The following is a 25,648-nucleotide window of genomic DNA, read 5'->3' as shown; positions in this document are numbered from 1 at the left end:
ATCTTTTGATTCCTGTCCCGAAATGATCCGGCTGACCGAGCAATCGGCGAGTAAAAAGGGCCGGTTGTTTCGAACCAGCCCCTGTGCAAATCAATCGTCTTTCATCTTCAGCGCTGCAATGAACGCTTCCTGCGGAATGTCGACCTTGCCGAACTGCCGCATGCGCTTCTTGCCTTCCTTCTGCTTGTCGAGCAGCTTGCGCTTGCGGGTGGCGTCGCCGCCGTAGCACTTCGCCGTCACGTCCTTGCGCATCGCGGAAATCGTCTCGCGGGCAATCACGTTGCCGCCGATAGCTGCCTGGATCGGGATCTTGAACATGTGTCTGGGGATCAGGTCCTTCAGCTTTTCGCACATGTCGCGGCCGCGCTTTTCGGCAGCGGTCCGGTGAACCAGCATCGACAGCGCGTCGACAGGCTCGCCATTCACCATGATCGACATCTTCACGAGGTTTCCCTCCTGATAGCCGTGCAAGTGATAGTCGAACGAGGCATAGCCCTTGGAGATCGACTTCAGGCGGTCATAGAAATCGAACACCACTTCGTTGAGCGGCAGTTCGTAGGTCAGCATGGCGCGCTTGCCCACATAGGTAAGCTCGGTCTGGATGCCGCGCCGATCCTGGCAAAGCTTCAGGATGCCGCCGAGATAGTCGTCCGGGGTCAGGATCGTCGCCTTGATCCACGGCTCCCGGATTTCGGAGATCTTGACGACGTCAGGCATGTCGGCCGGGTTGTGCAGCTCGCGCTCGGAACCGTCGGTCATGGTCAGCTGATAGACCACGGAAGGTGCGGTTGCGATCAGATCGAGGTTGAACTCGCGTTCCAGACGCTCCTGGATGATTTCGAGATGCAGCAGTCCGAGGAAGCCGCAACGGAAACCGAAGCCCAGAGCCGCAGACGATTCCATCTCGAACGAGAACGAAGCGTCGTTGAGGCGCAGCTTGCCCATCGCGGCACGCAGGTCTTCGAAATCGGCCGCATCGACCGGGAACAGGCCGCAGAACACGACCGGCTGCGCAGGCTTGAAGCCCGGAAGTGCCTTGGCGGTCGGCTTCTTGTCTTCGGTAATGGTATCGCCGACGCGCGTATCGGCCACTTCCTTGATCGAGCCGGTGAAGAAACCGATCTCGCCCGGGCCGAGACTATCGACGGCCAGCATCTTCGGCGTCAGAACGCCGACGCGTTCCACCTGATACTTGGCATCCGTGCCCATCATGCGGATGGTCTGACCCTTGGTCAGCACGCCATCGAGAATACGCACGAGAACCATGACGCCGAGATAGGTGTCGTACCAGCTGTCGACCAGCAGCGCCTTCAGCGGACCCTTGTCGCCCATCTCGCTCTTTGGCGGGGGAAGCTGGTGGACGATCGCTTCGAGAACGTCTGGAATGCCGAGGCCGGTCTTTGCCGAGATCAGCACGGCCTGGCTGGCGTCGATGCCGATCACTTCCTCGATCTGGTCGCGGATGCGGTCGGGTTCGGCGGCCGGCAGGTCGATCTTGTTGAGGACCGTGACGATCTCGTGATTGTTGTCGATCGCCTGATAGACGTTGGCAAGCGTCTGCGCCTCGACGCCTTGGCTGGCATCGACGACCAGCAGCGAGCCTTCGCAGGCTGACAGCGAGCGCGACACTTCGTAGGCAAAGTCGACATGGCCGGGTGTGTCGATCAGGTTGAGAACGTAGGTCTCGCCGTTATTCGCCTTGTAGTGCAGGCGCACGGTCTGTGCCTTGATGGTGATGCCTCGCTCGCGCTCGATATCCATCGAATCGAGAACCTGCTCGGACATGTCGCGTTCGGCAAGGCCGCCGGTCGTCTGGATCAGACGGTCGGCGAGCGTCGATTTGCCGTGGTCGATATGGGCCACGATCGAGAAATTGCGGATATGGTCAAGCGGCGTGCGGGAATTGGTGCTCATGGCTCGCGCATATAGCAGCGCCCGTGTCTGCCGCAAAGAGGGAAGATAACCTTTCGTTGAGGATGAAAGGCGTTAATTTCCGGGATTTACAGCCCCGGGTTCGGTCAGCGCCGCTGCATTCGGAAGCTGGGCGCTGCGCACTTCGTGGCTCTCCCGCTCCGCCTCGGGTGCCGGACCGCGTTCTTTGAGACGCTGCAGCACGAACAGGCCATAGACGACAGCCACCGCCATCGCCGCGACGATGAAGGTTTTTCCGCCCAGGACAGGTGTCAGCATCGTGACCATGAGCGGCACGATCGTCGCAGCCGTCGACCATGCAACGAGAAGCGTCGAGGACAGCGGCACGAAATCGCCGGGGTCGGCGCGGTCGTTGGCATGAGCGTTGGCCACCGAATACACGGTCTCCACCGAACCCCCGAAGATCAGGAAGACGATCATCAGGATATAGAGATGCGAGAAGGAGGAGAAAAACGCCCCGAAGCCGGCAAACACGATCAGCACGCAGGTGATCAGAAGCACAAAGCGTCGGTCCATCCGGTCCGACAGGATACCGAGCGGATATTGCACGAACAGCAGTCCCGTCTGCATCACGAACATCAGCATCGCGACATCGGTCTGCGACACGTTGTTGGTGGAGGCATAGATTGGCAGGAAGCCCTGCACCACCATCGAAAGGCCACCCGAGGCAAGCACGCCGACCAGACCGACCGGCGAGATCTTCCAGGCCATCTTGATATCGACATTGACGCGCGCCGGGGCGGGCGGGTTCGGCAGACGGGTCAGCCCGATCGGCAGGATCGCAAGCGCGGTAAAGAACACCACCGCCAGCGGCGCAAGATTGCCGTCGGTCGGGATCTGGCCGAAAATCCAGTTGCCGCAGCCAAGGCCCAGAACATAGGCCATGTAGAAGAACGACATCGCCTTGCCGCGCCATTCGTTGGAGGCGGCGTGGTTGAGCCAGCTCTGCGCAATGATGAAATTGACGTTGGCGGCCGCGCCATAAATGCCGCGCGCAAAAATCCAGATATAGGCGGGAAGGTCGGCGGCAATCAGCACGGCTGCAATGATGACCATCGCCATCGAGCAGGCAAACAGCCGCGCATGTCCGACGCGCTTAATCAGCGGTCCGCCCAGCACGCAGCCGACGAGGCCGCCGAATGCGACGGCCGTTACCGCAGCACCTGCCGCCCAGGGCGTTTCCGACCGTGTCAGCATGAACGGCACATAGGCGAACATGATGCCGCTTCCGATCGCGGCGATCGTCATCGAGACGACGATGCTGGCGATTGAAAAGGGCGAGACAGCCGCTTGTCCGTTCATTGCGAAATCCCTGATTTTAATGGACCCTCGGCGCTTCCGTCGCGGCTGCTTTGGTCGACGATCCATAGCGTATCGAATGGGACATTCGCTATCGCGGAAACGCCATCACCTTTAAAAATTCATCCAGCCTTCGCAAATCGCTTGATTCCATCAAAAGAGAATTTATATCTCTGATAATGGAAAATTCAGACAGCGAAATCGAACTGGCGATTGGCGAAAGGCTGAAGGCGCTGCGGGCTTCCGCAGGGCTGACGTTGGACGAACTGTCGCTGCGGTCCGGTGTCAGCCGAGCGATGATTTCGCGCATAGAACGGGCGGAGGCGAGCCCGACGGCGGCGCTGCTGGCAAGGCTCTGCGAAGGACTGGGGCAAAGCCTCTCCACCTTCTTCGCGCCCGACGAGCCTTCATCATCGCCTCTGTCGAAGAAGTCCGAGCAAAGGCTGTGGCGCGACCCGACGACCGGATATCTGCGTCGCTCCGTCTCGCCGCCAGGCATGCCGACACCGGTCGATATCGTCGAGGTGGAATTTCCGGCCGGCGCACGTGTGAGTTTTCCGCCGCGGGAGGAAAGCCGGATCATGACCCAGCATGTCTGGCTGTTCGAGGGGGAACTGAACATGGTGCTTCCGGACGTGACCCACCGTCTCATGCCCGGCGACTGCCTGTTCATGGATATCGGCGACGCCTTCGAATTCCACAATCCGAGTGATCGCCCCGCCCGCTACGCGGTGATCCTCAACCGCGGCCGCTGACCGCCACAGGAGCAAACAATGACCCCGACCATCCGTATTCTCGATGCCGACGCCACCCGCGAGGCGATCCCCGATCTCAGTGACATCCTGTCCGACTGCATCAATGGCGGCGCATCGCTGGGCTTCATGCTGCCATTCGCGCCTGAGGATGCCACCGGATACTGGAATGGTATCGCAGACGAGGTGGAAAAGGGTGCCATCATTCTGGCTGTCGCAGAGGTCGAGGGGCGGGCGGTCGGCACCGTCCAGATCGGTCTTGCGTCGAAGCCGAACCAGCCGCATCGGGGCGACCTGATGAAACTCCTCGTCCATCACGATGCCCGCGGCCTTGGCCTTTCGCGCAAGCTGATGGAGGCCGTCGAAGCGGAAGCAGCACGGCAGGGACGCACGCTTCTGGTGCTGGACACCGCAACCGGCAGCGACGCGGAACGCATCTATCCCCGGTTCGGCTGGGAACGCGTCGGCGTCATTCCCGACTACGCCCTGTGGCCGCAAGGCGGCCTTTGCGGCACAACGCTGTTTTACAAGCGCATCGGGTAAGCGCCGTAAGTGGCCCGCAAAACAAGCGGGCCATATCTCGTCATCGTTTTTCCGTGAGGAAATAAACAAAGGCTGCGGCCGGCAGGGCGAGACCGATCGCCGATGCGGCGAGCCAGCCGCCTTGGGCAAAGGCCCAGGCGCCGATTGCCGAACCCAGTGCTCCGCCGACAAAGAAGGTGGCCATGAAGAGGCCGTTCAGGCGGCTGCGCAGCTCAGCATCAAGGCCGTAGATCGACCGCTGGCCGATCACCAGCGTCATCGACACGCCGAAATCGAGCGCGATGGCGGCCAAACCCAGCATCACCAGCGCAAAGGTCGAACCTTCAGGCGCGACATGGGTGATCAGGAAGGCGGCAACGACAGCGAGGATGCCGAATGCGGTTGCCGGCTTGCCGAGGCCGCGGTCGGCCAACCGCCCGGCGATCGGAGAAGCAACCGCACCGGCGACACCGACAAGCGCGAAGATTGCGATGGCGCCCTGGCCCAGCTGGAAGGCCGGCCCTGCCAAGAGAAGCGGCGTCACAGTCCAGAACAGGCTGAACGCGAAGAACTGGGCGAACTGGTAGAAGGACCGCCGGCGCAGGAGCGGTTGCGTCGTGTAGATCCTTCCCATGGAAGCGATCAGGCCGGGATAGCTAAGCGTCGTCTTCGGCATGCGCCTGGGCAGGCGGAAGGACAGCACCAGACCGACGGCAACCATCACCGCAGCCGACAGGAAGAACACGGTATGCCACGACGATAATCCTGCAATGAAGCTCGCGACGGGTCGCGCCATCATGATGCCGATCATCAGCCCGCTCATGACATTTCCAACGACCCGGCCGCGGCTCTCCTCCGGTGCAAGGTTTGCCGCAAACGGCACGATCATCTGCACCGCAGTGGAGGTGATGCCGATCGCCAGCGATGCCGCGAGAAACGGAAGCGGTGTCGTCGAAAGCCCGGCCGCGATCAGGGCAACGCTCGTGGCGGCAATCATCAGGATGATCAGCCGGCGGTTCTCGACGAGATCACCGAGCGGCACCATGAACAGCAGGCCGAGCCCATAGCCGATCTGCGTCAGCGTGACGATCAGGCCGGTTGCGCTTTCGGAAAGGCCGATCGATGCCGCAATCGGGCCTGCAAGTGGCTGCGCGTAATAAAGGTTGGCGGCGATCAGCCCGGCCGCGGCGGCCATGGTGAAGGCCATTACCGGGGAGAGGGTGGGCGCTGCACTTGGCGATGTGGCCGCCGTTTCGGCGTCCGGCGAAACCCGACGAGCGGGGGAAGGAACTGGGGATGTCATGGTGGGCTCTTGGGAGGAGAAAAGGGAGGGAGAAAAGAGACGTGCTGTCAGTCGAGAATTTTAAGCGCGGTTTCCACGGTGGCGATGGCGCGTTCCTGGCCCTGTCCGGCCTTTCCCGCGATCCGCAGACCCTGAATCACGGCGTAGAAGAACTGCGCCGTCACTTCGGGATCGCTCCGATCCGAAATCGATCCGTCCGCCTGGCCCTCCCGAACCAGGTTTTCGAACAGACCTTCAATTCGTGCTTGCGATAGTTTCACGCGCCGATCCGTTTCGAGATCGAAAAGCGCAAGTTCGACGGCAGCGCCGACGACGAGGCATCCGCGTCGGCCAAGTTCGCCATGCGCCGAGTTTGCATAGTGATGCAGCGCAAGACGCATGCGTTCGCGGCCATTGCCACCAACGGCTATCGCGTCTGCAAGGGCTGTGTTGCGCACCTGCTTGTAGCGATCGAAGGAGGCGAGAAAGATCGCCTTCTTGTCCTTGAACGCCTTGTAGAGGCTTCCGGCCGTCAGCCCCATCGCGTCCTTGAGGTCCGCAATCGACGTCGCGTGATAACCCTGCTCGGAAAACACGACGATCGCCTTGTCCAGCGCCGCCTCGATTTCGAACTCGCGCGGGCGGCCTGCCATTCGCGCTGTATCGTTGAGGGTTTCGGTCGTCATAGCGGATTGCCTAATTAGGAAATGATCGTTTCCAAATAGGATCGGATTATGTTGTCGTCAAGCGAGATGTCGGTTTTTCGGGAACAGATCTTTGAGAGTTGAGTTGGAAACACCGTCACCAACCCCAAAAGCTGGAGGACATTATGAGCAAGAGTGACGTAGAACAGGCTGTAAAGCGCGCAGAACGCCAGGTGGAAAACACCAGTTCCGGCGGCCACCTCGGTGGTACCTATTACGGCCAGACCGCCGACGGGAAGACCGCGTCGACAAATACCAATGTCGGCAGCAATCGACCGAATACCGGTAGCTAAGGTCATTGAGGCCCGTCTGAAGAGATAGGCCGAAGCTCTCAGCAGTTTTGAAAGCCCCGTCGCGTGCGGGGCTTTCGTCGTTTTACTCGATGCTCAGAGCGTCCCTGCGCGCTGCTGCATCATCATGAACGTGTCGTAGCTGTACTCGGCCACCTGCGCCCAGAGATAGGAATCCTTCTTGAACGCCTGCTGGTGATCGTAGATCTTCTTAAAGGCTGGGCTCTTTTGCGAAAGCTCGGCATAGGTTTCCATCGCGGCCTTGAAACACACATCCAGAATGTCGCGGTTAAACGCCTTCAGGATAGCGCCTTCGCCAACCAGCTTCTTCAAAGCGACTGCGTTATGCGCGTCGTAATTGGCAAGCATGCTCATGTTAGCTGCCGCGCAGGCATCGGTCAGGATCTGCTGGTAGCTCTTCGGCAGGCTGTTGAATTTTTCGAGGTTGAAGAAGGCATGCATGGCCGGGCCGCCTTCCCACCATGCCGGGTAGTAGTAGTATTTGGCGACCTTGACGAATCCGAGCTTCTGATCGTCATACGGACCGACGAATTCGGTCGCATCGATCGTGCCCTTTTCGAGCGCTGCATAGACATCGCCGCCGGCAATCTGCTGGGGCGTCACGCCAACCTTCTGCATCACCTGGCCGGCGAGACCGGCGATGCGCATCTTCAGACCCTTCAGGTCGTCAATCGTGTTGATCTCCTTGCGGAACCAGCCGCCCATCTGGGTGCCGCTATTGCCAGCCGGCAGCGCGTAGAGGCCACGCGGCGCAAGGAACTCGTTGATCAGATCATTGCCGCCGTTCAGGAACCAGGCATTCGTCATGCGGGCATTGAGGCCGAACGGAATGGCGGTGCCGAGCGCAAAGGCTGGATCCTGTCCGATGTAATAATAGGAGCATGTATGCGCCATCTCGACCGTGCCGTTGGCAACCGCGTCGGCGGCCTGCAGAGCCGGCACCAGTTCACCGGCGCCATAGGTCTGGATGGTGAAATTGCCGTCCGTCGAATTCTTGACGCTGTTGGCGATCTGGGTCGCCGCATCGAAGATGATGTTCAGGCTCTTTGGAAAGGACGATGTCAACCGCCAGGTGATCTTCGGACGCTCCTGGGCGATCGCCGGCGTGGCCAAAGCGGCAGCCGCGGCGCCGATGCCGGCAGTGGTAGCATTGTGCAGGAAACGTCTGCGATCCATGAAATATCCTCCTGAGATGTCTGAAAAATCTCGTTCAAGCCGTCTTGGTCTTAAAGCTCTTCTCCCGGCTCCGACAAGAGGAATCGACAGTGTTTGCCTTGCCGCAAAAGGAAAACCCCGGGCTGGGCCGGGGTTCTCGATTGAGCAGGTGCGCTTGATGATCAAAGCTTGCCGTTGCGCTGCTGGATCATCATGAATGTGTCGTAGGTGTAATCGGCGATCTGCGCCCAGAGGTAGGCATCCTTCTTGAAGGCCTGCTGGCTGTCGTAGATCTTCTTGAAGGCAGCGTTCTTGGCCGTGAGTTCCGAATAGGTTTCCTGCGCCGCAGCGAAGCTGGCATCGAGGATCTGCTGGTTGAAGGCCTTCAGCACGGCACCTTCCGACACAAGCTGGCGCAGCGCCTTGGCGTTGCTGGCATCGTAGCGAGCCAGCATGTTCATGTTGGCGTTGGCGCAGGCATCTTTCAGAATGCGCTGGTAGCTCTTCGGCAGATTGTTGAACTTGTCGCGGTTGAAGAAGGCGTGGACGGCCGGGCCACCTTCCCACCATGCGGGATAGTAGTAGTATTTCGCGACCTTCACGAAGCCGAGCTTCTGATCGTCATACGGACCGACGAATTCGGTCGCATCGATCGTGCCCTTTTCCAGGGCCGCATAAACGTCGCCGCCGGCGATCTGCTGCGGCGTGACGCCAAGCTTCGTCATCACCTGGCCGGCAAGACCTGCGATGCGCATCTTCAGACCCTTCAGGTCATCGATCGTGTTGATCTCCTTGCGGAACCAGCCACCCATCTGGGCACCCGTATTGCCGGCCGGCAGCGCATAGAGATTGTAGGTGCCGAGGAATTCGTTGAGCAGGTCGTTGCCCCCGCCGATCGAGAACCAGGAGTTCGTCTGGCGGGCATTGAGACCGAAGGGCACCGACGTGCCGAGCGCGAATGTCGGATCCTTGCCGATGTAATAGTAGGAGCAGGTATGCGCCATTTCGACGGTTCCGTTGGAAACAGCGTCTGCCGCCTGAAGGCCGGGCACAATTTCGCCGGCCGCGAATGTGTGGATGGTGAAGTTGCCGTCCGTCGCTTCCTTGACGCTTTGCGCGATATCGGTGGATGCGGCCCAGAGGATGTCGGTGTTCTTGGTAAAGGAGGATGTCATCCTCCAGGTGAGCTTGGGGCTTTCCTGCGCGATCGCGGGAGCGGCCAAAGCCCCGGCTGCAACTGCGCCGATTCCGGCGGTCCCTGCCTGCCGAAAGAAATGTCTGCGGTTCATACGGGTCATGCCTTTCTGACTGGCCCTTGACGGCCGGTAACTTCATTTCACCGGTCCTCACCGGCGTCTGCTCTTAATCCGATCATTTCGTCACCGGCAAGTAAAAAGTGCAGGAAGTTGCGCTGCGCTGCAGCATTGGTTTGCGAATATTGCGCGCGAATTTTTTTCTCAAACGGATCGAAGGGCACGGTTTGGAGTGACTTGAACTTTCACACAAAAAAGTTAGGTTAGAATTATTCTAATAAGGAGCTTCGATGTTCACTCGTTTGGTGCCTGGGTCCCGCCGGGCGTTTTTGTCGCTGAGCGAAGAGGAAATCCTCGCTCTTGCCATCTCGTCGGAAGAGGAGGATGCGCGCATCTATCTCTCCTACGCGAAGAACCTGAAAGAGGCATATCCGAGCTCCGCAAAGGTGTTCGAGGACATGGCCGAGGTCGAGCAGACGCACAAGAACATGCTGATCCAGATGTTTCGCTCCCGCTTCGGCGAGAACATTCCGCTGATCCGCAGAGAGCATGTGCAGGGATTTTACGCCCGCAAGCCAGACTGGCTCATGCGCAATCTGCCGCTCGACAAGATCCGCGAACAGACGGAAGCGATGGAGCGCCAGGCGGCACGGTTCTATCGCGAGGCCGCCAAAAGGGTATCGGATGCCTCGACGCGGCAGCTCCTGGGCGATCTGGCCTTGGCGGAGGACGGGCATGAAGACATCGCCCGGATGCTCAGCGAAAAGCACGTAACCGAGGAAACGCGTTCGGAAGAAGACCTGTCTGCCCGGCGTCAGTTTATCCTGACCTATGTCCAGCCAGGGCTTGCCGGCCTTATGGACGGTTCGGTTTCGACACTGGCGCCGATCTTTGCGGCAGCATTCGCCACGGGCGATACCTGGTCGACCTTCCTGATCGGTCTGTCCGCATCGGTCGGTGCGGGTATTTCGATGGGCTTTACCGAAGCGGCACACGACGATGGCAAGATTTCCGGTCGCGGCTCCCCCATCAAGCGCGGATTTGCCTCAGGCATCATGACCGCGATCGGCGGCCTCGGCCATACACTACCCTATCTCATTCCGCATTTCTGGACGGCCACCATCGTTGCGGCGATCATCGTCTTCTTCGAACTCTGGGCGATTGCCTTCATCCAGAACCGTTACATGGAGACACCGTTCTTCAAGGCTGTCTTCCAGGTCGTGTTCGGCGGCTCGCTGGTCCTGGCTGCCGGTATCCTGATCGGCAACGGATAAGGCGCAGGTTATCGGTTCGCCGCAGCCGGCGCATCGACAGCAAAAAAGAAGACCCGCCGCTGCAAAGCAGGGCGGGTCTTGTCATTTCGGCTAGATGATGCGGACCGTCGTCTGAACGGATGGCTTTACCGGAGAGCGCCGACGAGAAGGTCGCGGCCATTTTCGATGGTGACCCAACGCCCTGCGTTGAACGAAGCCTGGCGCTTCAGGAACGTGTAATGCGTGGCTGTCCAGGGCAGGACATCGTTATCAAGATTGTCGAGAATGAAATCTCCATCCGCAGTGCGAAGCGTCAGAACGGCGTGACCTTCTCCATCCGGCTTGCGCACGACCGTCATCAGAAGGTCGGAATAACTGAAGCCTGCTTCGGCCAGTTCCTTGCGCTTCTGCAACGCGAAATCCTCGCAGTCGGCGAAGATGGTCGGATAGGTCCAGAACTCTTCCCGACCGTAAGCATCCATGTCGGTCTTGGCGATATAGCGCTCGTTGACTTCCAGGTTGATCCGGCGAACCGTTTGCCAGCTGTCTTCGTTGAGTTTGGGAGCGGGCGCCGACCGGCTCTTCAGAGAACATTCCGCGGGCAGGCGCTGGCAGAACTCGAAATGGCCGATCGGTTGCGACGTCACGTCACCGGTCACCATCGATGCAATCGACCGCGGAGCCGGCATTGCGGCGCCCGCAGGCACCAGCGCGCACAAAAGGATCACCGCAAAGCGCCGTACCAGCAAGGCTTTCATCATGACCCGTCCCTTAAAGTCCTAACGAAAAGTTAAGGGCCGAATGGGGGTCAAGTCAATCGTTCAGGTTTTGTTAATCTTCATTAAAACTGCTTTATGGTTAACAATGCTGCATTCTCGCATCAGCCCAAAATTTACTCATTTATTTATCAGGCCCATGATTGCACCCCTCATTTTTTCGATATCCTGAGGCCTGGAAAGGCGGTGATCACCGTCACGTACAAGCGTCAGCGTCACGTCGTCGGCAGGCAGGAATTCCATGAGTTTCAGCGCGTGTTCATAAGGCACGTCGCGGTCGTTCATTCCCTGAAGGATATGCACAGGGCAACCGGTTTCGATAATGCCGGTCAGTACTCGGTTGCGTGCTCCATCCTCAAGCAGGTCGCGGGTGTAGATATCAGGTTCGCTGCTATATTCGGAGGGTTCCTCGACATAGCCGTTGACTGCAAGCGACTGCCGCTGCTCATCCGTCAGGTGTGGCTCGATCAGCTCCCCCGTAAAATCGGGGGCGGGGGCAATCAGCACCATACCCTCGACTTTGGGCGACCCGCCACGCTTCTTAAGCTCTTGAGCCACACGAAGCGCGATCCAGCCGCCCATCGACGAGCCGACCAGCACTACGCTCTTGGGTTTCGTGTGGTCGAGCACGGCAAGAGCCTCCTCCAGCCAGCGGGAAATCGTGCCGTCGCGAAACGCGCCGCCGGAGACGCCGTGGCCGGAATAGTCGAAGCGGATGCACTCGGTGCCGAGCGTCTCGGCCAGCGCGTCGAGTTCGACGGCTTTGGTGCCCGTCATGTCCGATCGGTAGCCGCCGAGCCAGACGAAAGCCGCGTTGTCGTTGGAAGCGGATGCCGGCCTGACGAGAATTGCGATCTCGCGCATTGTCTCTGCGGTGCCAACCGGAATGCGGATAAGGTCTGATGGGGCGGTCGCTGACATGTGGGTCTCCTTGACGTCGCAGCCTCCGATTGCGTCAAACAGAGGCATCCTGAAAGGTGGGCATCTATAAATCACATTGTCAGACGATTGCAGCAGGTGATTTTTCCCCGCGTATATGGTATTGACATCTATCCAGTGATGACGACATTCCGCTTTCGGCTGCAGCCAAGCGAGGAATTGTCGTTGCTGCGTGCTGAAATTATCTAGGAGAACACGACCATTCGCAGACCATTCAAAGCCGATGCCCCCGTCAAGGAAGGCCCGCGCTCAAACCGGGAAATCCGCGTTCCCAAGGTCCAGCTTATCGATGCCGAAGGCTTGAATCTCGGTGCGATACCGACCGACCAGGCCCTCAAGATGGCCGAGGACGCCGGACTCGATCTCGTCGAGATCTCGCCGAACAACGATCCGCCGGTATGCAAGATCCTCGATCTTGGTAAGCTGAAATACGCGAACCAGAAGAAGGCGTCCGAAGCGCGCAAGAAGCAGAAGATCGTCGAAATCAAAGAAATCAAGATGCGCCCGAACATCGACACCCATGACTATGAGGTGAAGATGAAGGCGATGAACCGGTTCTTTGAAGAAGGCGACAAGGTAAAGGTGACGCTGAAGTTCCGTGGCCGCGAAATGGCCCACCAGGAACTCGGCATGAAGCTTCTGCTGCAGGTCAAGGAAGACACTGTCGAAATCGCCAAGGTGGAAGCCGAGCCCAAGCTCGAAGGCCGCCAGATGATGATGGTGCTGGCGCCGAAGTAAGCGCCACGCCAATCGCCCCGTGCCTTTAGAAGGTAAGGGTATCGGCGTTGTCACGCCATTCTTCTTATCCCATTGCGCTTTCGATCCTCTGCGGTTATAAGCGCGCGTCCGAACGGTCCGGCAGGGCATGCCGTGGCAGTTCAAAATGCTTGGAATTCGCATCGTCTGCGGTTCCGATACAATTATGGAGTAGCAAAATGCCCAAGATGAAGACGAAATCGGCTGCCAAGAAGCGATTCAAGGTAACCGCGACCGGTAAGGTCGTTGCCGCCGCTGCTGGCAAGCGCCACGGCATGATCAAGCGTTCCAACAAGTTCATCCGCGATGCACGCGGCACGATGATCCTCGCTGAGCCTGACGGCAAGAAGGTTATCAAGAACTACCTGCCGAACGGTCTCTAAGACTCATTCGACGATTTGGAACAGTTTTAAGGAGATCATGACATGGCACGCGTAAAACGTGGCGTAACTTCCCGCGCCAAGCACACCAAGACACTCAAGGCAGCCAAGGGCTTCTACGGCCGCCGCAAGAATACCATCCGCGCCGCAAAGGCAGCAGTCGATCGTTCGCGTCAGTTCGCAACGCGCGACCGTCGCGTCAAGAAGCGCAACTTCCGCGCTCTCTGGATCCAGCGTATCAACGCCGCTGTGCGCGAATCCGGCCTGACCTACGGCCGCTTCATCGACGGCCTCAACAAGGCTGGCATCGAAGTCGACCGCAAGGTCCTGTCTGACCTGGCAATCCATGAACCTGCAGCATTCGGCGCTCTCGTCGAAGCTTCCAAGACGGCTCTGGCCTACCTCAAGGACGCCGGCACGAAGAACGAGTTTGAAAGCGCGGTCAAGTAACCAGCGCTTCCCAAGCTTGTAGCTGATAGATTTTGGGGAACCCGCGCTGGCAGTGAGCTGGCGCGGGTTTTTCTTTTGTCGGCTTCCATATTTTGTCCGCCCGCATTCGCTTCATTGTCCGAGCATCAACGGAACACATCATGTCCGATCTGGAAAATCTGAAAACCTCGCTTCTGGCTGAAATCGAAGGTGCCAGCGATGAGGCGTCGATCGAAGCCGTGCGCGTCAACGCGCTAGGCAAGAAAGGCTCCGTCTCCGAGCTCCTGAAGACGCTCGGCGGCATGTCTGCGGAAGAACGCCAGACCCGCGGCGCGGCGATCAACGCGCTGAAAACCGAGGTCACCGAGGCGATCACCAGCCGCAAGACGATGCTGAAGGACGCAGCGATCGACGCGCGTCTGAAGGCCGAGACGCTCGATGTGTCGCTGCCGGTGCGCTCTTCTCCTGCCGAGCGCGGCCGTATCCATCCCATCAGCCAGATCACCGACGAAATCACCGCGATCTTTGCAGACATGGGCTTCTCGATCGCCGAGGGCTCTGATGTCGAGACCGATTACTATAACTTCACCGCGCTGAATTTCCCGGAAGGCCACCCGGCCCGCGAAATGCACGACACGTTCTTCTTCCAGCCGGATGAAAAGGGTGAGCGCAAGGTGCTGCGCACCCACACTTCGCCGGTCCAGGTTCGCACCATGGAAGCGCAGGACCCGCCGATCCGCATCATCATTCCCGGCAAGACCTACCGCCAGGATTCCGACGCGACCCATTCGCCGATGTTCCACCAGGTCGAAGGCCTCGTGGTCGACAAGAAGGCGCATGTGGGCAATCTGCGCTATGTGCTGGAAGAGTTCTGCAAGACCTTCTTCGAAGTGCCGTCGGTGACGATGCGGTTCCGCCCGTCCTTCTTCCCGTTCACCGAACCGTCGTTCGAAGTCGATATCCAGTGCGACCGTTCAGGCCCGATCGTGAAATTCGGCGAAGGCACCGACTGGATGGAAATCCTCGGCTGCGGCATGGTCCATCCCAACGTGCTGCGCGCCGGCGGGCTCGATCCGGATGAATACCAGGGCTTTGCCTGGGGCATGGGCCTCGATCGTATCGCCATGCTGAAATACGGCATGCCGGACCTGCGCGACTTCTTCAATGCCGACGTCCGCTGGATGAACCACTACGGTTTCCGCCCGCTCGACATGCCGACATTGTTTGGTGGGTTGAGCCAGTAACCGGAACCATTGCGGACGGGATTGCCCCATGAGTGAGATGGTGACGCGACAAGAGAGGGTGCATCGTGGCGGCTGCCGCTGCGGCGCGATCCGCTTTGAGGTCATCGCTGACCCGATCTACGCCAGTTACTGCCACTGCACCGACTGCCGGAAAGCAACCGGTGCGCCTGTCGCGGCATTTGTCGGGTTCGAAACCGACGACGTGACTTTCGCAGGCGAGACCGGATCGAGCTACGGCATAGCACCCGTCAAACGCAGCTTCTGCGCGACCTGCGGCGCACCGATTGCCTATACCGATGAGCGGCTCGCCGACCGGATCTACTTTATGCTCGGCGCCATGGATGCGCCGGAAAACTATCCGCCCAGCGTGCACGGTTACGTGCGCGAAGAGCTTCCTTTCTTCCATGTCGATGACGGCCTGCCACGGATGGAAACCATGACCGTGCAGAGACCTTCAGGAGAAAACCGATGAAATTCACGCTTTCCTGGCTCAAGGATCACCTTGAAACCGATGCCAATCTCGAGCAGATCTGCGAGCGCCTGACGGCGATCGGGCTGGAAGTCGAGGATGTCGATGACAAGGCAGCCTACAAGCCTTTCGTCATCGCAAAGGTCCTGTCGGCGGAAAAACATCCGGAGGCGGACCGCCTGAAGGTTCTCTCCGTCGATGCCGGTCCGGATGTCAACGGCGGCAAGCCGCTGCAGATCGTCTGCGGCGCGCCGAATGCCCGCGCCGGTCTGGTCGGTGCGCTCGCGCGTCCGGGCGATTATGTGCCGGGCATCGATGTGACGCTTGCCATCGGCAAGATCCGCGGCGTCGAAAGCCACGGCATGATGTGCTCCGAAAAGGAGCTGAACATGTCGGAAGACCATAACGGCATCATCGATCTTCCCGAAGATGCCCCGGTCGGCACCTCGTTCGCCGCCTATGCCGGCCTCGACGATCCGATGATCGAGATCAACCTGACGCCGAACCGTCCCGATTGCACCTCGATCTATGGCATCGCCCGTGATCTGGCCGCATCCGGCCTCGGCACGCTGAAGCCGCGCGCGGAGCCTCAGCTCAAGCTCGAAGGCGAGACCTCGGTCGGCCTGTCGATCGATCTCGACGACGAAAACCTGTGCCCCGGCTTCGGCCTGCGCCTCGTGCGCGGCGTGAAGAACGGCGCAAGCCCGGCATGGATGCAGACGCGCCTGAAGGCGATCGGCCTGCGTCCGATTAATGCTCTGGTCGACATCACCAACTACATGACCTTCGACCAGGGCCGGCCGATGCATGTCTTCGATGCCGCCAAGGTCAAGGGCGATCTGGTCGTTCGCCGCGCGAGCGAGGGCGAAACGATCCTGGCGCTCGATACCCGCGAGTACAAGCTTACGCCCAGCAACGTCGTCATCGCCGATGACAACGGCGTCGAATCGATCGGCGGCATCATGGGCGGCGAACATTCCGGCTGCGACGAGAACACCGTCGATGTTCTGATCGAATCGGCATTGTGGGACCCGATCAACATCGCGAAATCCGGCCGCGCGCTCGGCATCATCACCGATGCCCGCTACCGGTTCGAACGCGGCGTTGATCCAGCCTATATGCTGCCCGGCCTCGACCGCACCACGCAACTGGTGCTGGAACTCTGTGGCGGCACGGCAGCCGAAGCAAAGGTCGTCGGCTACACGGCATATGAGCCGAAGGTCGTCGATTTCCCCTTCGCTGAAGTCAAGCGCCTGACCGGCCTTGAGATCTCGTCCGACGAAAGCCGCCAGATCCTCGATCGCCTCGGCTTCATGGTCGAAGGTTCAGGCGAACAAGTGTCGGTCAAGGTCCCGTCCTGGCGTCCGGATGTCGATGGCAAGGCCGATCTCGTCGAAGAGGTCATGCGCATCCACGGCGTCGATCACATCAAGCCGGAGCCGCTCGAAAGCATCGGCAGCGTCAACGGCAAGATCCTGACCACGTTGCAGATTCGCACTCGCACGGCAAAGCGTGCACTCGCTGCCCGCGGCATGCTGGAAGCGGTCACCTGGTCGTTCATTCCGGAGGCGCAGGCAAAGCTGTTCGGTGGCGGCGCGCCGTCGCTGAAGCTCGCCAACCCGATCGCCGCGGATATGTCGGATATGCGTCCCTCGCTGCTGCCGGGTCTGTTGACCGCTGCCCAGCGCAATGCTGACAAGGGTTTGAGCGATGTGGCGATCTTCGAAGTCTCCGGCACCTACGAGAACGACACGCCGGAAGGCCAGCGTCGCGTTGCCGGCGGTATCCGCCGCGGCACGGCCTCGATCAATGGCGCGGGGCGCCTCTGGTCGAACGGTGCCAAGGGCGGCGGCAAGCCGGTGGATGTCTATGACGCCAAGGCCGATGCGCTGGCCGTGATCGAAGCCTGCGGCTTGCCCATGTCGAACGTGCAGGTCGAACAGGGTGGTCCCGCCTGGTATCATCCGGGCCGCTGCGGCACGATCAAGATGGGTCCTAAGATCGTGCTCGGCACGTTCGGCGAATTCCATCCGAAGACGCTGTCCGCGCTCGATGTGTCAGGCGCACTGTGCGGCTTCGAGGTCTATCTCGACGCCATGGCCGAGCCGAAGAAGAAGGCGACCCGCACCAAGCCGCCGCTGGAACTATCGCCGTTCCAGACCGTAAAGCGCGACTTCGCCTTCGTGGTGGAATCGACCGTCGAAGCCGGCGCGATCGTGAAGGCCGCAACCAGTGCCGACCGCAAGCTGATCTCGGGCGTCAACGTGTTCGACGTCTTCGAAGGCGCGTCAGTGGGCGAGGGGAAGAAGTCGGTCGCGATCGAGATCCTGATCCAGCCGGTCGACAAGACACTGACGGACGAGGATTTCGAGGCACTCACCGCCAAGATCGTCGCCAATGTCGTCAAGGTGACCGGCGGCGTGCTGCGCGCCTAACTGGCGCGCTGGTAACGCCATTCCTGTGTCCTGCCGCCATATCCATAGGATGCGGCGCGGACGTCCTGAACATAGATGTAGCTCTCCTCATGCAGATCGAGGAGAGCCGAAAATCCTGCAAAGGCCGCCTGGATAAAGGCGGCCTTTTCGCTTTTGGTATTGGTTTTGTGGGTTTCAAACGGGCGTGGTAACTTCACAAGAATCGTGAAGGAAGGGCCGGTGCGCAAGCCAAATTCCATGAAGGGGCTGGAGGAGCTTGGCAGGGTCAGGCTGTCGGAAAACTTCTTCTTCCGCGATTTCCTGTTTTCCGAGATTGCCGCAGTCTATGGCATGGCCAATGTCCCTGATGATCCTGATCTCGCGATCGAGGCAGGACGGTGTCTCTGTCAGGAGCTGCTGGAACCGCTGCAGGCGACATTCGGCCGGCTGCATGTGCGCTCAGGTTACCGCGCAGCTGAAGTCAACGCCTTCGGCAATATCAGGGGATTAAACTGCGCCACCAATGCCGCCTCGTCTGCGGATCATATCTGGGATCTTCGCGATGCCGATGGCTGCATGGGCGCAACGGCCTGCGTCGTCGTCCCATGGCTGATTGACAATGTCAGCGAGGAAGGCGACTGGCGAAAGCTGGCCTGGTGGATCCACGATCACCTTCCCTATGCCTCGCTCTGCTTTTTCCCGAAACTCTGGGCCTTCAATATCCAGTGGCATGAGCGGCCGGTGCGCCGGATCACGAGCTATGCCCAGCCCCGCGGGCTCCTGACCAAGGAAGGAATGGCCAACCATGGCGGCGACCATTCGGAATGGTACCAGGGCTTTCCGAAGTTGAGGCGATAGTGCCTCATCGAGATAGGAATGCACGACCGATTGCACTGCCTGTTCTTCAGACTCGACGAGACCCTCCCCAGGCTCTGCAACAACAGAACCTGCGGAGGGCTAAATACTCACATCTTCATCTTTTCGCGGAGCGCATCAATGCGTTTGGAGGCTTCGGCCTTGGACAAGTCCTCGGCGAAAGCGTCAGGCTCTTTCGCCTGCTCGCTGAGGGTCTTGAGATAGGAGCCCTGGGCGCCGGTCATTGGCTCGTCACCGGTGACCCAGTCATCCGGGTCCTTCTCGGTGTTCGATGCGGGATCCGGGTCAGTCTTCGGGTTGTGTATGTCGCTCATAGTTTCCTCACCGTTTGGATGTTCCTTAAACGTTCTCGGTGAAACGAAGTTCCATCAACGGCGCGGTGTCCATGCTGCCTGTCCACCATAACGGGCGCCGGCAATCTTGTCGGGAGACAGCATGTCGTCGAGGCGCTTCACATCGTCGGCGGTCAGCACGACGTCGGCCGCTCCGGCATTCTGCTCCAGATTGGGGATTTTGCGGGCACCGGGAATAGGCACGATGAAGTCACCCTTGGCGAGTACCCAGGCAAGAGCAAGCTGCGCTGCCGTGATGCCCTTTTCCGACGCCATCTGTTCGACAAGCCGGACCAGCGCCAGGTTCGCCTCCATATTCTCAGCCTCGAAGCGCGGCATGGTGCGGCGCAGATCGCCTTCGCCGAATTCCGATGTGTTCTGGATCTTGCCGGTCAGGAAGCCACGACCGAGCGGGCTGAACGGCACAAAGCCGATCCCCAGGTCACGGCAGGTATCGAGCACATCGCCCTCGGGATCGCGGGTCCAGAGAGAGTATTCGCTTTGCAGCGCCGCAATCGGGTGCACCGCATGAGCACGCCGGATGATATCAGGGCTTGCCTCCGAAAGCCCGAGCGCGCGCACCTTGCCTGCCTTGACCAGATCCGCCATCGCTCCGACCGTATCCTCGATCGGCACGTCAGGATCGACGCGGTGTTGGTAGAAGAGATCGATGACGTCGATGCCGAGGCGTTTCAGCGAGGCTTCGGCAACCTCCCGCACCTGCTCCGGCCGGCTGTCGAGACCGGACATCGCGCTCGAGTCCTTTTTGGCGGGATCGATCTTGAACCCGAATTTGGTGGCGATGACCACTTTGTCGCGGAACGGCTTCAATGCCTTGCCGACAAGCTCCTCATTCACGTAGGGCCCATAGACTTCGGCCGTGTCGAAGAAATTGACCCCGATCTCGACAGCGCGGTGCAATGTCTTGATCGATGTCGCTTCATCCTGCCCGCCATAGGCATGGCTCATGCCCATGCAGCCAAGGCCAATCGCCGAGACCGTCAGTTCAGTTCCAAGCTTGCGTGTCTGCACGGGAATTCTCCAGGTTAAACTTTAAGGAAGGATCGATCAGGCACCGGCCTCGTTGAGGAGTGCCATCTGCGCCTCGCTGAGTGTGAGCCTGCCGGCCGCAAGGATCGCCTCAAGCTGCTTCAGGCTGGTGGCGCTGGCGATCGGCGCGGTAATGCCAGGCCGTGCGGCAACCCATGCGATCGAAATCGCAGCCAGGCTCTCGCCGGTTTCCGCGGCCACCTGGTCGAGTGCTGCAAGCAACTTCAGACCCCGGTCGTTGATATAGTCGGGCATGCGGTTGCCGCGCGTCTTGCCTTCGGCATCTTCGGCCTTGCGATACTTGCCGGTCAGGAAGCCCGCCGCCAATGCGTAATAGCTGATGACGCCGATGTCCTGGGCGATGCAAAGGTCCGCAAGCGGGCCTTCGAACTTGTTGCGGGTGTAGAGATTGTATTCCGGCTGCAGCACGTCGTAATGGGGTAGGCCGTTTTTGTCCGCAGCGTCGAGTGAAGCCTGCAGCTGTTCGGCACTGAAGTTCGAGCAGCCGATCGACCGCACTTTGCCCGCATCCTTCAGTTTGGAAAGAGCGCCAAGTGTCTCCTCGTGCGGCGTGTCGTCATCGGGAAAATGCGAGAGGTAGAGGTCGATATAGTCGGTCTGCAACCGCTGCAGGGATTTGTCGACGGCTTCCACCACCCACTTTGCCTTCAGCTTCTTGTCGTCGCCCATGGTGGGGTAACCGAACTTGGTGACGATGACAGCCTTGTCGCGGGCCACCGTGCCGCGCTTCAGCCAGTTGCCGATCACGGTCTCGCTCTCGCCACCCTGATGGCCTGGCGCCCATGCGGAATAGACATCGGCGGTGTCGATCGTGTTGAACCCCGCCTCGAAGAACGCGTCCAGCATCTCGAAAGAAGTCTTTTCGTCCGCGGTCCAGCCGAACACGTTGCCGCCGAAAACGACGGGCGAGATGGAAAGTCCGGTACGGCCGAGCAAGCGCATGTCCATGATGGTCTCCAGAATAGATGACGTGGGGAAGCGATGAGTGCTGAAGGACGAAACTAGGCTGATTGGATCGACTGTCAAACCGACAAGCGGGCACAAGGTTTCAGCACTGCCAACAACGACAGTTGCCCGCCCGACCAAGCGGCCCTAGGTTAGCCTCCCAATGACTGTCTGTGAATGTGTGGAGGCACTGCTATGTTGCGTTTTGGAATCCTGTCGACGGCGAAAATCGGACGGGACGCTGTCGTTCCCGCACTCTTGGACGCCGAAAACTGCGTGGTCAGCGCCGTTGCCAGCCGCGACCTTGCCAAGGCGCGCGCATTTGCCGATCGGTTCGGCGTGCCGCATGCGTTCGGCTCCTATGACGAGATGCTGGCCTCCGACACGATCGATGCCGTCTATATCCCCCTGCCGACCAGCCAGCATGTGGAATGGTCGATCAAGGCGGCCGAGGCCGGCAAGCATGTTCTCTGCGAAAAGCCGATCGCGCTGAAGGCGAGCGAGATCGAGCGACTGATCGCTGCAAGGGATGACAATGGCGTCCTGATTTCAGAAGCCTTCATGGTCACCTACGCGCCCGTCTGGCACAAGGTGCGCGATCTCCTCAAAGAAGGCGCCATCGGCGACCTCAAGCATGTCCAGGGCGCCTTCAGCTATTTCAACCGTGATCCTGACAACATGCGCAACATTCCGGAACTCGGCGGCGGCGCGCTGCCGGATATCGGCGTCTACCCGACGATCGCGACCCGCTTTGCGACCGGCCTCGAACCTCTACGCGTCCAGGCCACGGTAGCGCGAGATCCGGATTTCGGCACGGATATCTATGCAAGCGTCAAGGCGGCCTTCGAGACATTCGAAATGAGCTTCTACATCTCGACCCAGATGGCGGGTCGCCAGCTCATGGTGTTCCACGGCACAGAGGGCACGATCGAGGTCAAGTCTCCCTTCAATGCGGATCGCTGGGGCGCCGAAGAGATTGAACTCACCAACCAGAAGCACAGTGTCTCGCAGATCTTCCGCTTCCCCGACAGCCGCCAGTATCGCCGCCAGGCAGAAGCCTTCGCGAAGGCAGCCATGGGCGAGGCGGCGGACATCGTGACGCTCGAGAACTCGCTTCTCAACCAGCGCTTCATCGATGCGATCTACCGCGCCGGTGAAACCGACGGCTGGGAGACGGTCTGACCTAGTTCTTGTGGCGGAAGACGAAGCGGGAATACCCGAAATAGCTGTAGGCCGTTGCTGCAGCCGAGGCGAATACGATCGCCGCAATCGGCTGCAGGAACGGCGCCCGCCACATCAGCAGGGAATAAACGGCGTAGTTGATACAGGCCGAGGTAATGCCCACGGCCCAGTATCGAAAGCCTTCCTGCGCAAGCGAGTGCGGTGATGGTTCAAACGTCCTGTTGCGGTTGATCAGCCAGGTAAAGCTCATTGCGGCCATGATCGCCGGAATACGGGCCGCAAACGGACCGAAGCCCGCAACCGCGATGAGAAAATACGTCAGTCCGGCATCGATGACGAAGCCGCAGCCGCCGGCAGCCAGGAACCAGAAAAGTCGCTTCATGCGGCGCTCTTGGCGTCCTTGGCAGTCTTGCGGCGGCCGCCAGCAGCCTTCTGAAGCGAGACCGGAGCATGGACGCGTTGCGGCATGCTCATATAATGGATACGCAACTGTTCGGACCGCGCCCGTGATACGGAATCGAGGATGAGCCCGGCCGTGAACACCAGGAACGAGATCAGCATCAGCACCAGCGAGAACACCCAGGTCGGCATCCGCTCGACCAGGCCCGTCTCGAAATACTCCACCAGCACCGGCGCCATGAAGGCGAGGCTTGCCGCCATGAAGGCGGCGCTGATCGTGCCGAAGAATGCGAAGGGCCGTGTTTCCTTCATCAGCATCGCAAACATCCAGAGGATCTTTGCGCCATCGCGGAAGGTCGAAAGCTTGGAATGCGATCCCTCCGGACGGCGTCCGTAATCCAGCTCGATCTCGCAGATCGGCAGTTTCAGACGGGATGCATGCACCGACATTTCCGTCTCGATCTCGAACCCGCCGGAGACGGCCGGGAAACTTTTGACGAAGCGACGTGAGAAGGCGCGGTAACCGGAAAAGATATCGGTGAAGTCGCGTCCGAAGATCGTCCGGTAGAGAATGTTGAACAGCCGGTTGCCGGTCGCATGGCCCTGGCGCCCCGCATCCGCGTGAACGCCGCGACGGGTGCCGACAACCATGTCGGCGCGCTCGGTCAATAGCGTGCGGATCAGCTCCTCCGCGTCTTTCGGGGAATAGGTGCCGTCACCATCCGCCATCAGATAGATGTCGGCGTCGATATCGGCAAACATGCGGCGCACCACATGGCCTTTGCCCTGGCGTCGTTCCCGCATCACCTCGGCACCGGCCAGCATGGCTTTCAGCGCAGTGCCGTCGGTCGAATTGTTGTCGTAGACGTAGATGCGCGCATCGGGCAGGGCGTGGCGAAAGCCGTTCACCACCGCTTCGATCGTCGATGCTTCGTTGTAGCAGGGCAGAAGAACGGCGATCTTCAGATCACCCGTCAGGGCATCGGTCATGGTTTTCACTCGATACAAAGAAGACCGCAGACGGCACGCGCCGCTTCACCGCTTTACTATTTCTTGGGAAGGTTAAGGCTAGGTTTCGGGCTGGAATATTTCGGGGCGAAAATGCGAAAGCCCCGGAAATCATGGTCGGAGGTGGGGAAGACATGCAGGTCGTTAGCGGGCGCGGTGCGATATCGTCGAGGCTTGCGCCCGTGGTGATGATCTACTGGCTTGCAATCTCGATCATGGCATTGGTCATCAAGCTGCCCACCGCGACCGATCTGATCGGTGCCGACAACGACGACATCATGCGGCTGGTCGAAGTCCGCGATCTCCTTGGCGGTCAGAGCTGGTTCGACATGATGCAGTACCGGCTCGGCCTCGCCGACGGCACGCTCATGCACTGGTCACGTCTGGTCGATCTGCCGATCGCGACATTGATCAAGTTTTTCTCGCTGTTCATGGCAATGCCGCTGGCCGAAGGCGTCGCGGCAACGGTCTGGCCGCTTCTCGTCTCGCTCCTCCTGTTCGTCCCGCTCGGCCTTGCCGGCCGCCGCATCGGCGGGGTGGTCACCCTGCATCTGGTGCTCGGCATCGGCGCGATCTTCGTCTTCACCAACATCAAATTTCAGCCGGGCGCGCTCGATCACCACAATGTCCAACTGGCGCTTGCCACGTGGGTCACAGCCATGCTGGTCGATCCGCAATATCGCCGGTCAAGCTATGCCGTCGCCGGCATTGCAGCGGCGCTGGCGATCGCCGTCGGTGCCGAAACGGTCCCTTTCGTCGCTGCCGCCTGCATCTGCGTCGTGCTGCAATGGGCCTGGCACGGCAGGTCGTTCGCCGGGGCCGCCAAAGCGTTCGGCCTCTGCCTCACGCTTGCGATCTCCGCCGCCTTTTTCGCCACCGTGCCGCCCTATCGCTATGCGGTCGTCACCTGCGATAATCTTTCCTTCGGCTTTTATTCGCTGACGGCGATCGGTGGCGCCGGCCTGTTCATTCTGGCAAGCCTGCCCCTGCCTGATAAACGGCTGCTGCGTTTCGCCATGCTGGGGGCGGCCGGCGTCGCCCTTCTTGCTGCAGCCCGCGCAATTGCGCCGGAATGCCTCGGCAATCCGCTGGCAAACCTTGATCCGCTGCTTGTCGAACTCTGGCTGAACGGCGTATCCGAGGCACGCTCGATCGTGGCTGAAACGCGCGACACGCCCGAGCTCGTCGGCGGCTTCTATGCCGTGGGCCTTTTCGCCATCCTCGTCTGCCTTGCCCGCATCGCGTGCCGCAGCAAGGTCGAAACCCACGTCGTGCTTCTCGTTCTGCTCCTGGTTTCCTTCGCCGTTGCTGCCATTCAGGTTCGCGGAACGATCTTCTCCAACCTTCTCAGCATCCTGCCGCTGTCCCTGCTGATTGCCGATATCCGCGTCCGTGCCAATGCGGACCGCAACAATCCATCCCTTGCTGCAGCCTATATCGTCACGGTCCTTGCTTCCGTCCCGGTCGTCTGGGGCGTGGCCGGCATTCTCATCAAAGAGGGCGTCGGCTCCGTCGACCTCAATATCCTCTCCACCGATAACGCAGGTGAAGAAGGCGAATGCGGCGGGCCGCAGGCATGGGCGGCGCTGAACACGCTGCCGGTCGGCGTCGTCGCGTCTCCATCCAACAGCGGCGCGGAGATCATTCGCTTCACCGGACATCGCGCGCTTTCTGCGCCCTATCATCGCAATCAGGGCGGCATGTTGACCGAACTGCATATCGGCCTCGCGCAACCAGCTGAAGCCAAGGCCTTTATCGATGGTGCCGGTGTCACGGCTCTCACCTTCTGCAAGAGCGATCCGCAGACCGAGCGGCTGATCGCGATGAAACCTGACGGCCTCTATGCCGCGCTCGCCCGGAGTGACGTCCCACCATACCTGCAGCCTGTGGCCACAGGCCCGCTGGATGGGTTCATGATCTATCGGGTTGTTCGAGACTAGGGCGAGATTAAGCGTCGGATGATCC

At 60.1% G+C, this 25,648-nt stretch carries 27 protein-coding genes; 13 read left to right on the top strand and 14 right to left on the bottom strand.

Translation table 11 applies throughout. From position 1 onward, the window contains the following. Positions 1–90: 90 nt before the first annotated feature. Together lepA and ACQY1J_RS19550 are read right to left on the bottom strand one after the other, a co-directional pair. On the bottom strand, positions 91–1,914 hold the full coding sequence (gene lepA / locus ACQY1J_RS19555; protein ID WP_062454104.1) for a translation elongation factor 4: 1,824 nt from the start codon (positions 1,912–1,914) through the stop codon (positions 91–93). A 72-nt stretch (positions 1,915–1,986) separates the two neighbouring features. Next, positions 1,987–3,234, bottom strand: a complete 1,248-nt coding sequence (locus ACQY1J_RS19550; protein ID WP_430250621.1) for an MFS transporter — start codon at positions 3,232–3,234, stop codon at positions 1,987–1,989. Positions 3,235–3,410: 176 nt separating this feature from the next. On the opposite strand from ACQY1J_RS19550, the gene ACQY1J_RS19545 reads away from it, so the two are divergent. Together ACQY1J_RS19545 and ACQY1J_RS19540 are read left to right on the top strand one after the other, a co-directional pair. Further along, entirely contained in the window at positions 3,411–3,986 is a 576-nt protein-coding gene (locus ACQY1J_RS19545) for a helix-turn-helix domain-containing protein (RefSeq protein ID WP_430250620.1), read from the top strand. A gap of 18 nt (positions 3,987–4,004) precedes the next feature. Continuing rightward, positions 4,005–4,526, top strand: coding sequence for a GNAT family N-acetyltransferase (locus tag ACQY1J_RS19540; protein WP_062578715.1), 522 nt, complete (start codon positions 4,005–4,007; stop codon positions 4,524–4,526). Positions 4,527–4,566: 40 nt separating this feature from the next. On the opposite strand, the gene ACQY1J_RS19535 is transcribed toward ACQY1J_RS19540, so the two are convergent. Together ACQY1J_RS19535 and ACQY1J_RS19530 are read right to left on the bottom strand one after the other, a co-directional pair. Beyond that, positions 4,567–5,808, bottom strand: a complete 1,242-nt coding sequence (locus tag ACQY1J_RS19535) for an MFS transporter (RefSeq protein WP_430250619.1) — start codon at positions 5,806–5,808, stop codon at positions 4,567–4,569. Between the two features lie 47 nt (positions 5,809–5,855). Next, positions 5,856–6,473: a TetR/AcrR family transcriptional regulator gene (locus tag ACQY1J_RS19530; RefSeq protein WP_430250618.1), complete on the bottom strand. Its 618-nt coding sequence runs from the start codon at positions 6,471–6,473 to the stop codon at positions 5,856–5,858. Between the two features lie 143 nt (positions 6,474–6,616). Between ACQY1J_RS19530 and ACQY1J_RS19525 the strand changes: the two genes are divergently transcribed. Next, positions 6,617–6,784, top strand: a complete 168-nt coding sequence (locus ACQY1J_RS19525) for a hypothetical protein (protein ID WP_430250617.1) — start codon at positions 6,617–6,619, stop codon at positions 6,782–6,784. A gap of 93 nt (positions 6,785–6,877) precedes the next feature. Here ACQY1J_RS19525 and ACQY1J_RS19520 read toward each other — a convergent pair whose 3' ends face one another. Continuing rightward, positions 6,878–7,978 (bottom strand): TRAP transporter substrate-binding protein, encoded by a 1,101-nt coding sequence (locus tag ACQY1J_RS19520; RefSeq protein ID WP_113109343.1) that lies wholly within the window; start codon positions 7,976–7,978, stop codon positions 6,878–6,880. Positions 7,979–8,139: 161 nt separating this feature from the next. Next, positions 8,140–9,246, bottom strand: a complete 1,107-nt coding sequence (locus tag ACQY1J_RS19515; protein ID WP_430252010.1) for a TRAP transporter substrate-binding protein — start codon at positions 9,244–9,246, stop codon at positions 8,140–8,142. A gap of 254 nt (positions 9,247–9,500) precedes the next feature. Between ACQY1J_RS19515 and mbfA the strand changes: the two genes are divergently transcribed. Continuing rightward, positions 9,501–10,484 (top strand): iron exporter MbfA, encoded by a 984-nt coding sequence (gene mbfA, locus ACQY1J_RS19510; RefSeq protein ID WP_174195456.1) that lies wholly within the window; start codon positions 9,501–9,503, stop codon positions 10,482–10,484. Positions 10,485–10,609: 125 nt separating this feature from the next. Here the strand turns inward: mbfA and ACQY1J_RS19505 are convergent, their stop codons facing one another. Then, entirely contained in the window at positions 10,610–11,224 is a 615-nt protein-coding gene (locus tag ACQY1J_RS19505) for a transglutaminase-like cysteine peptidase (protein WP_062454096.1), read from the bottom strand. Between the two features lie 135 nt (positions 11,225–11,359). Continuing rightward, positions 11,360–12,160: an alpha/beta hydrolase gene (locus ACQY1J_RS19500; protein ID WP_062454095.1), complete on the bottom strand. Its 801-nt coding sequence runs from the start codon at positions 12,158–12,160 to the stop codon at positions 11,360–11,362. A gap of 219 nt (positions 12,161–12,379) precedes the next feature. On the opposite strand from ACQY1J_RS19500, the gene infC reads away from it, so the two are divergent. The 6 genes from infC to pheT all read left to right on the top strand — a co-directional run bounded on the left by infC (position 12,380) and on the right by pheT (position 17,891). Further along, positions 12,380–12,916, top strand: a complete 537-nt coding sequence (gene infC / locus ACQY1J_RS19495) for a translation initiation factor IF-3 (protein ID WP_062454094.1) — start codon at positions 12,380–12,382, stop codon at positions 12,914–12,916. 197 nt (positions 12,917–13,113) lie between these two features. Continuing rightward, positions 13,114–13,317: a 50S ribosomal protein L35 gene (gene rpmI, locus ACQY1J_RS19490; RefSeq protein ID WP_046793986.1), complete on the top strand. Its 204-nt coding sequence runs from the start codon at positions 13,114–13,116 to the stop codon at positions 13,315–13,317. Positions 13,318–13,359: 42 nt separating this feature from the next. Then, complete coding sequence (rplT, locus tag ACQY1J_RS19485; RefSeq protein ID WP_062454093.1) at positions 13,360–13,764, top strand: 50S ribosomal protein L20; 405 nt, start codon at positions 13,360–13,362, stop codon at positions 13,762–13,764. Between the two features lie 140 nt (positions 13,765–13,904). After that, complete coding sequence (pheS, locus tag ACQY1J_RS19480; RefSeq protein ID WP_062454092.1) at positions 13,905–14,987, top strand: phenylalanine--tRNA ligase subunit alpha; 1,083 nt, start codon at positions 13,905–13,907, stop codon at positions 14,985–14,987. Positions 14,988–15,015: 28 nt separating this feature from the next. Next, positions 15,016–15,459, top strand: coding sequence for a GFA family protein (locus ACQY1J_RS19475; protein WP_430250616.1), 444 nt, complete (start codon positions 15,016–15,018; stop codon positions 15,457–15,459). After that, positions 15,456–17,891 carry a phenylalanine--tRNA ligase subunit beta gene (pheT, locus tag ACQY1J_RS19470; protein ID WP_430250615.1) on the top strand — a complete coding sequence of 812 codons (2,436 nt, stop codon included), beginning with the start codon at positions 15,456–15,458 and terminating at the stop codon, positions 17,889–17,891. Before ACQY1J_RS19475 ends, pheT begins: the two co-directional genes overlap by 4 nt. On the opposite strand, the gene ACQY1J_RS19465 is transcribed toward pheT, so the two are convergent. Then, on the bottom strand, positions 17,888–18,118 hold the full coding sequence (locus ACQY1J_RS19465) for a hypothetical protein (protein WP_197978149.1): 231 nt from the start codon (positions 18,116–18,118) through the stop codon (positions 17,888–17,890). The two genes, pheT and ACQY1J_RS19465, sit on opposite strands and share 4 nt — an antisense overlap. Here ACQY1J_RS19465 and ACQY1J_RS19460 point away from each other — a divergent pair. Continuing rightward, positions 18,111–18,728, top strand: coding sequence for a hypothetical protein (locus ACQY1J_RS19460; protein ID WP_430250614.1), 618 nt, complete (start codon positions 18,111–18,113; stop codon positions 18,726–18,728). The two genes, ACQY1J_RS19465 and ACQY1J_RS19460, sit on opposite strands and share 8 nt — an antisense overlap. Positions 18,729–18,835: 107 nt before the next feature. On the opposite strand, the gene ACQY1J_RS19455 is transcribed toward ACQY1J_RS19460, so the two are convergent. From ACQY1J_RS19455 to ACQY1J_RS19445, 3 genes are read right to left on the bottom strand one after another with little or no spacing between them, the layout of a single operon-like run. After that, positions 18,836–19,060 (bottom strand): DUF3072 domain-containing protein, encoded by a 225-nt coding sequence (locus ACQY1J_RS19455; RefSeq protein ID WP_062454087.1) that lies wholly within the window; start codon positions 19,058–19,060, stop codon positions 18,836–18,838. A gap of 54 nt (positions 19,061–19,114) precedes the next feature. Further along, positions 19,115–20,110 (bottom strand): aldo/keto reductase, encoded by a 996-nt coding sequence (locus ACQY1J_RS19450; RefSeq protein WP_430250613.1) that lies wholly within the window; start codon positions 20,108–20,110, stop codon positions 19,115–19,117. Between the two features lie 36 nt (positions 20,111–20,146). Continuing rightward, the gene (locus ACQY1J_RS19445) at positions 20,147–21,097 is read right to left on the bottom strand and encodes an aldo/keto reductase (RefSeq protein WP_430250612.1); all 951 of its coding nucleotides are present in this window, start codon (positions 21,095–21,097) and stop codon (positions 20,147–20,149) included. A gap of 192 nt (positions 21,098–21,289) precedes the next feature. Here ACQY1J_RS19445 and ACQY1J_RS19440 point away from each other — a divergent pair, with 192 nt between their 5' ends. Further along, complete coding sequence (locus ACQY1J_RS19440) at positions 21,290–22,276, top strand: Gfo/Idh/MocA family protein (protein WP_430250611.1); 987 nt, start codon at positions 21,290–21,292, stop codon at positions 22,274–22,276. Position 22,277: 1 nt separating this feature from the next. On the opposite strand, the gene ACQY1J_RS19435 is transcribed toward ACQY1J_RS19440, so the two are convergent. Both ACQY1J_RS19435 and ACQY1J_RS19430 read right to left on the bottom strand, forming a co-directional pair. Beyond that, entirely contained in the window at positions 22,278–22,658 is a 381-nt protein-coding gene (locus tag ACQY1J_RS19435; RefSeq protein WP_062454083.1) for a GtrA family protein, read from the bottom strand. Next, positions 22,655–23,665: a glycosyltransferase gene (locus tag ACQY1J_RS19430; protein ID WP_430250610.1), complete on the bottom strand. Its 1,011-nt coding sequence runs from the start codon at positions 23,663–23,665 to the stop codon at positions 22,655–22,657. The genes ACQY1J_RS19435 and ACQY1J_RS19430 overlap by 4 nt, the downstream gene beginning before the upstream one ends. A 152-nt stretch (positions 23,666–23,817) precedes the next feature. On the opposite strand from ACQY1J_RS19430, the gene ACQY1J_RS19425 reads away from it, so the two are divergent. Then, on the top strand, positions 23,818–25,623 hold the full coding sequence (locus tag ACQY1J_RS19425; protein WP_430250609.1) for a hypothetical protein: 1,806 nt from the start codon (positions 23,818–23,820) through the stop codon (positions 25,621–25,623). The last annotated feature ends 25 nt before the right edge of the window (positions 25,624–25,648 follow it).

Origin of the sequence: Neorhizobium sp. DAR64860/K0K1, from assembly GCF_050500205.1 — a bacterium.
GTDB lineage: Bacteria > Pseudomonadota > Alphaproteobacteria > Rhizobiales > Rhizobiaceae > Neorhizobium > Neorhizobium soli.
The sequence above is the reverse complement of the archived record's forward strand: the minus strand, read 5'-3'. Positions and strand labels throughout refer to the sequence as shown.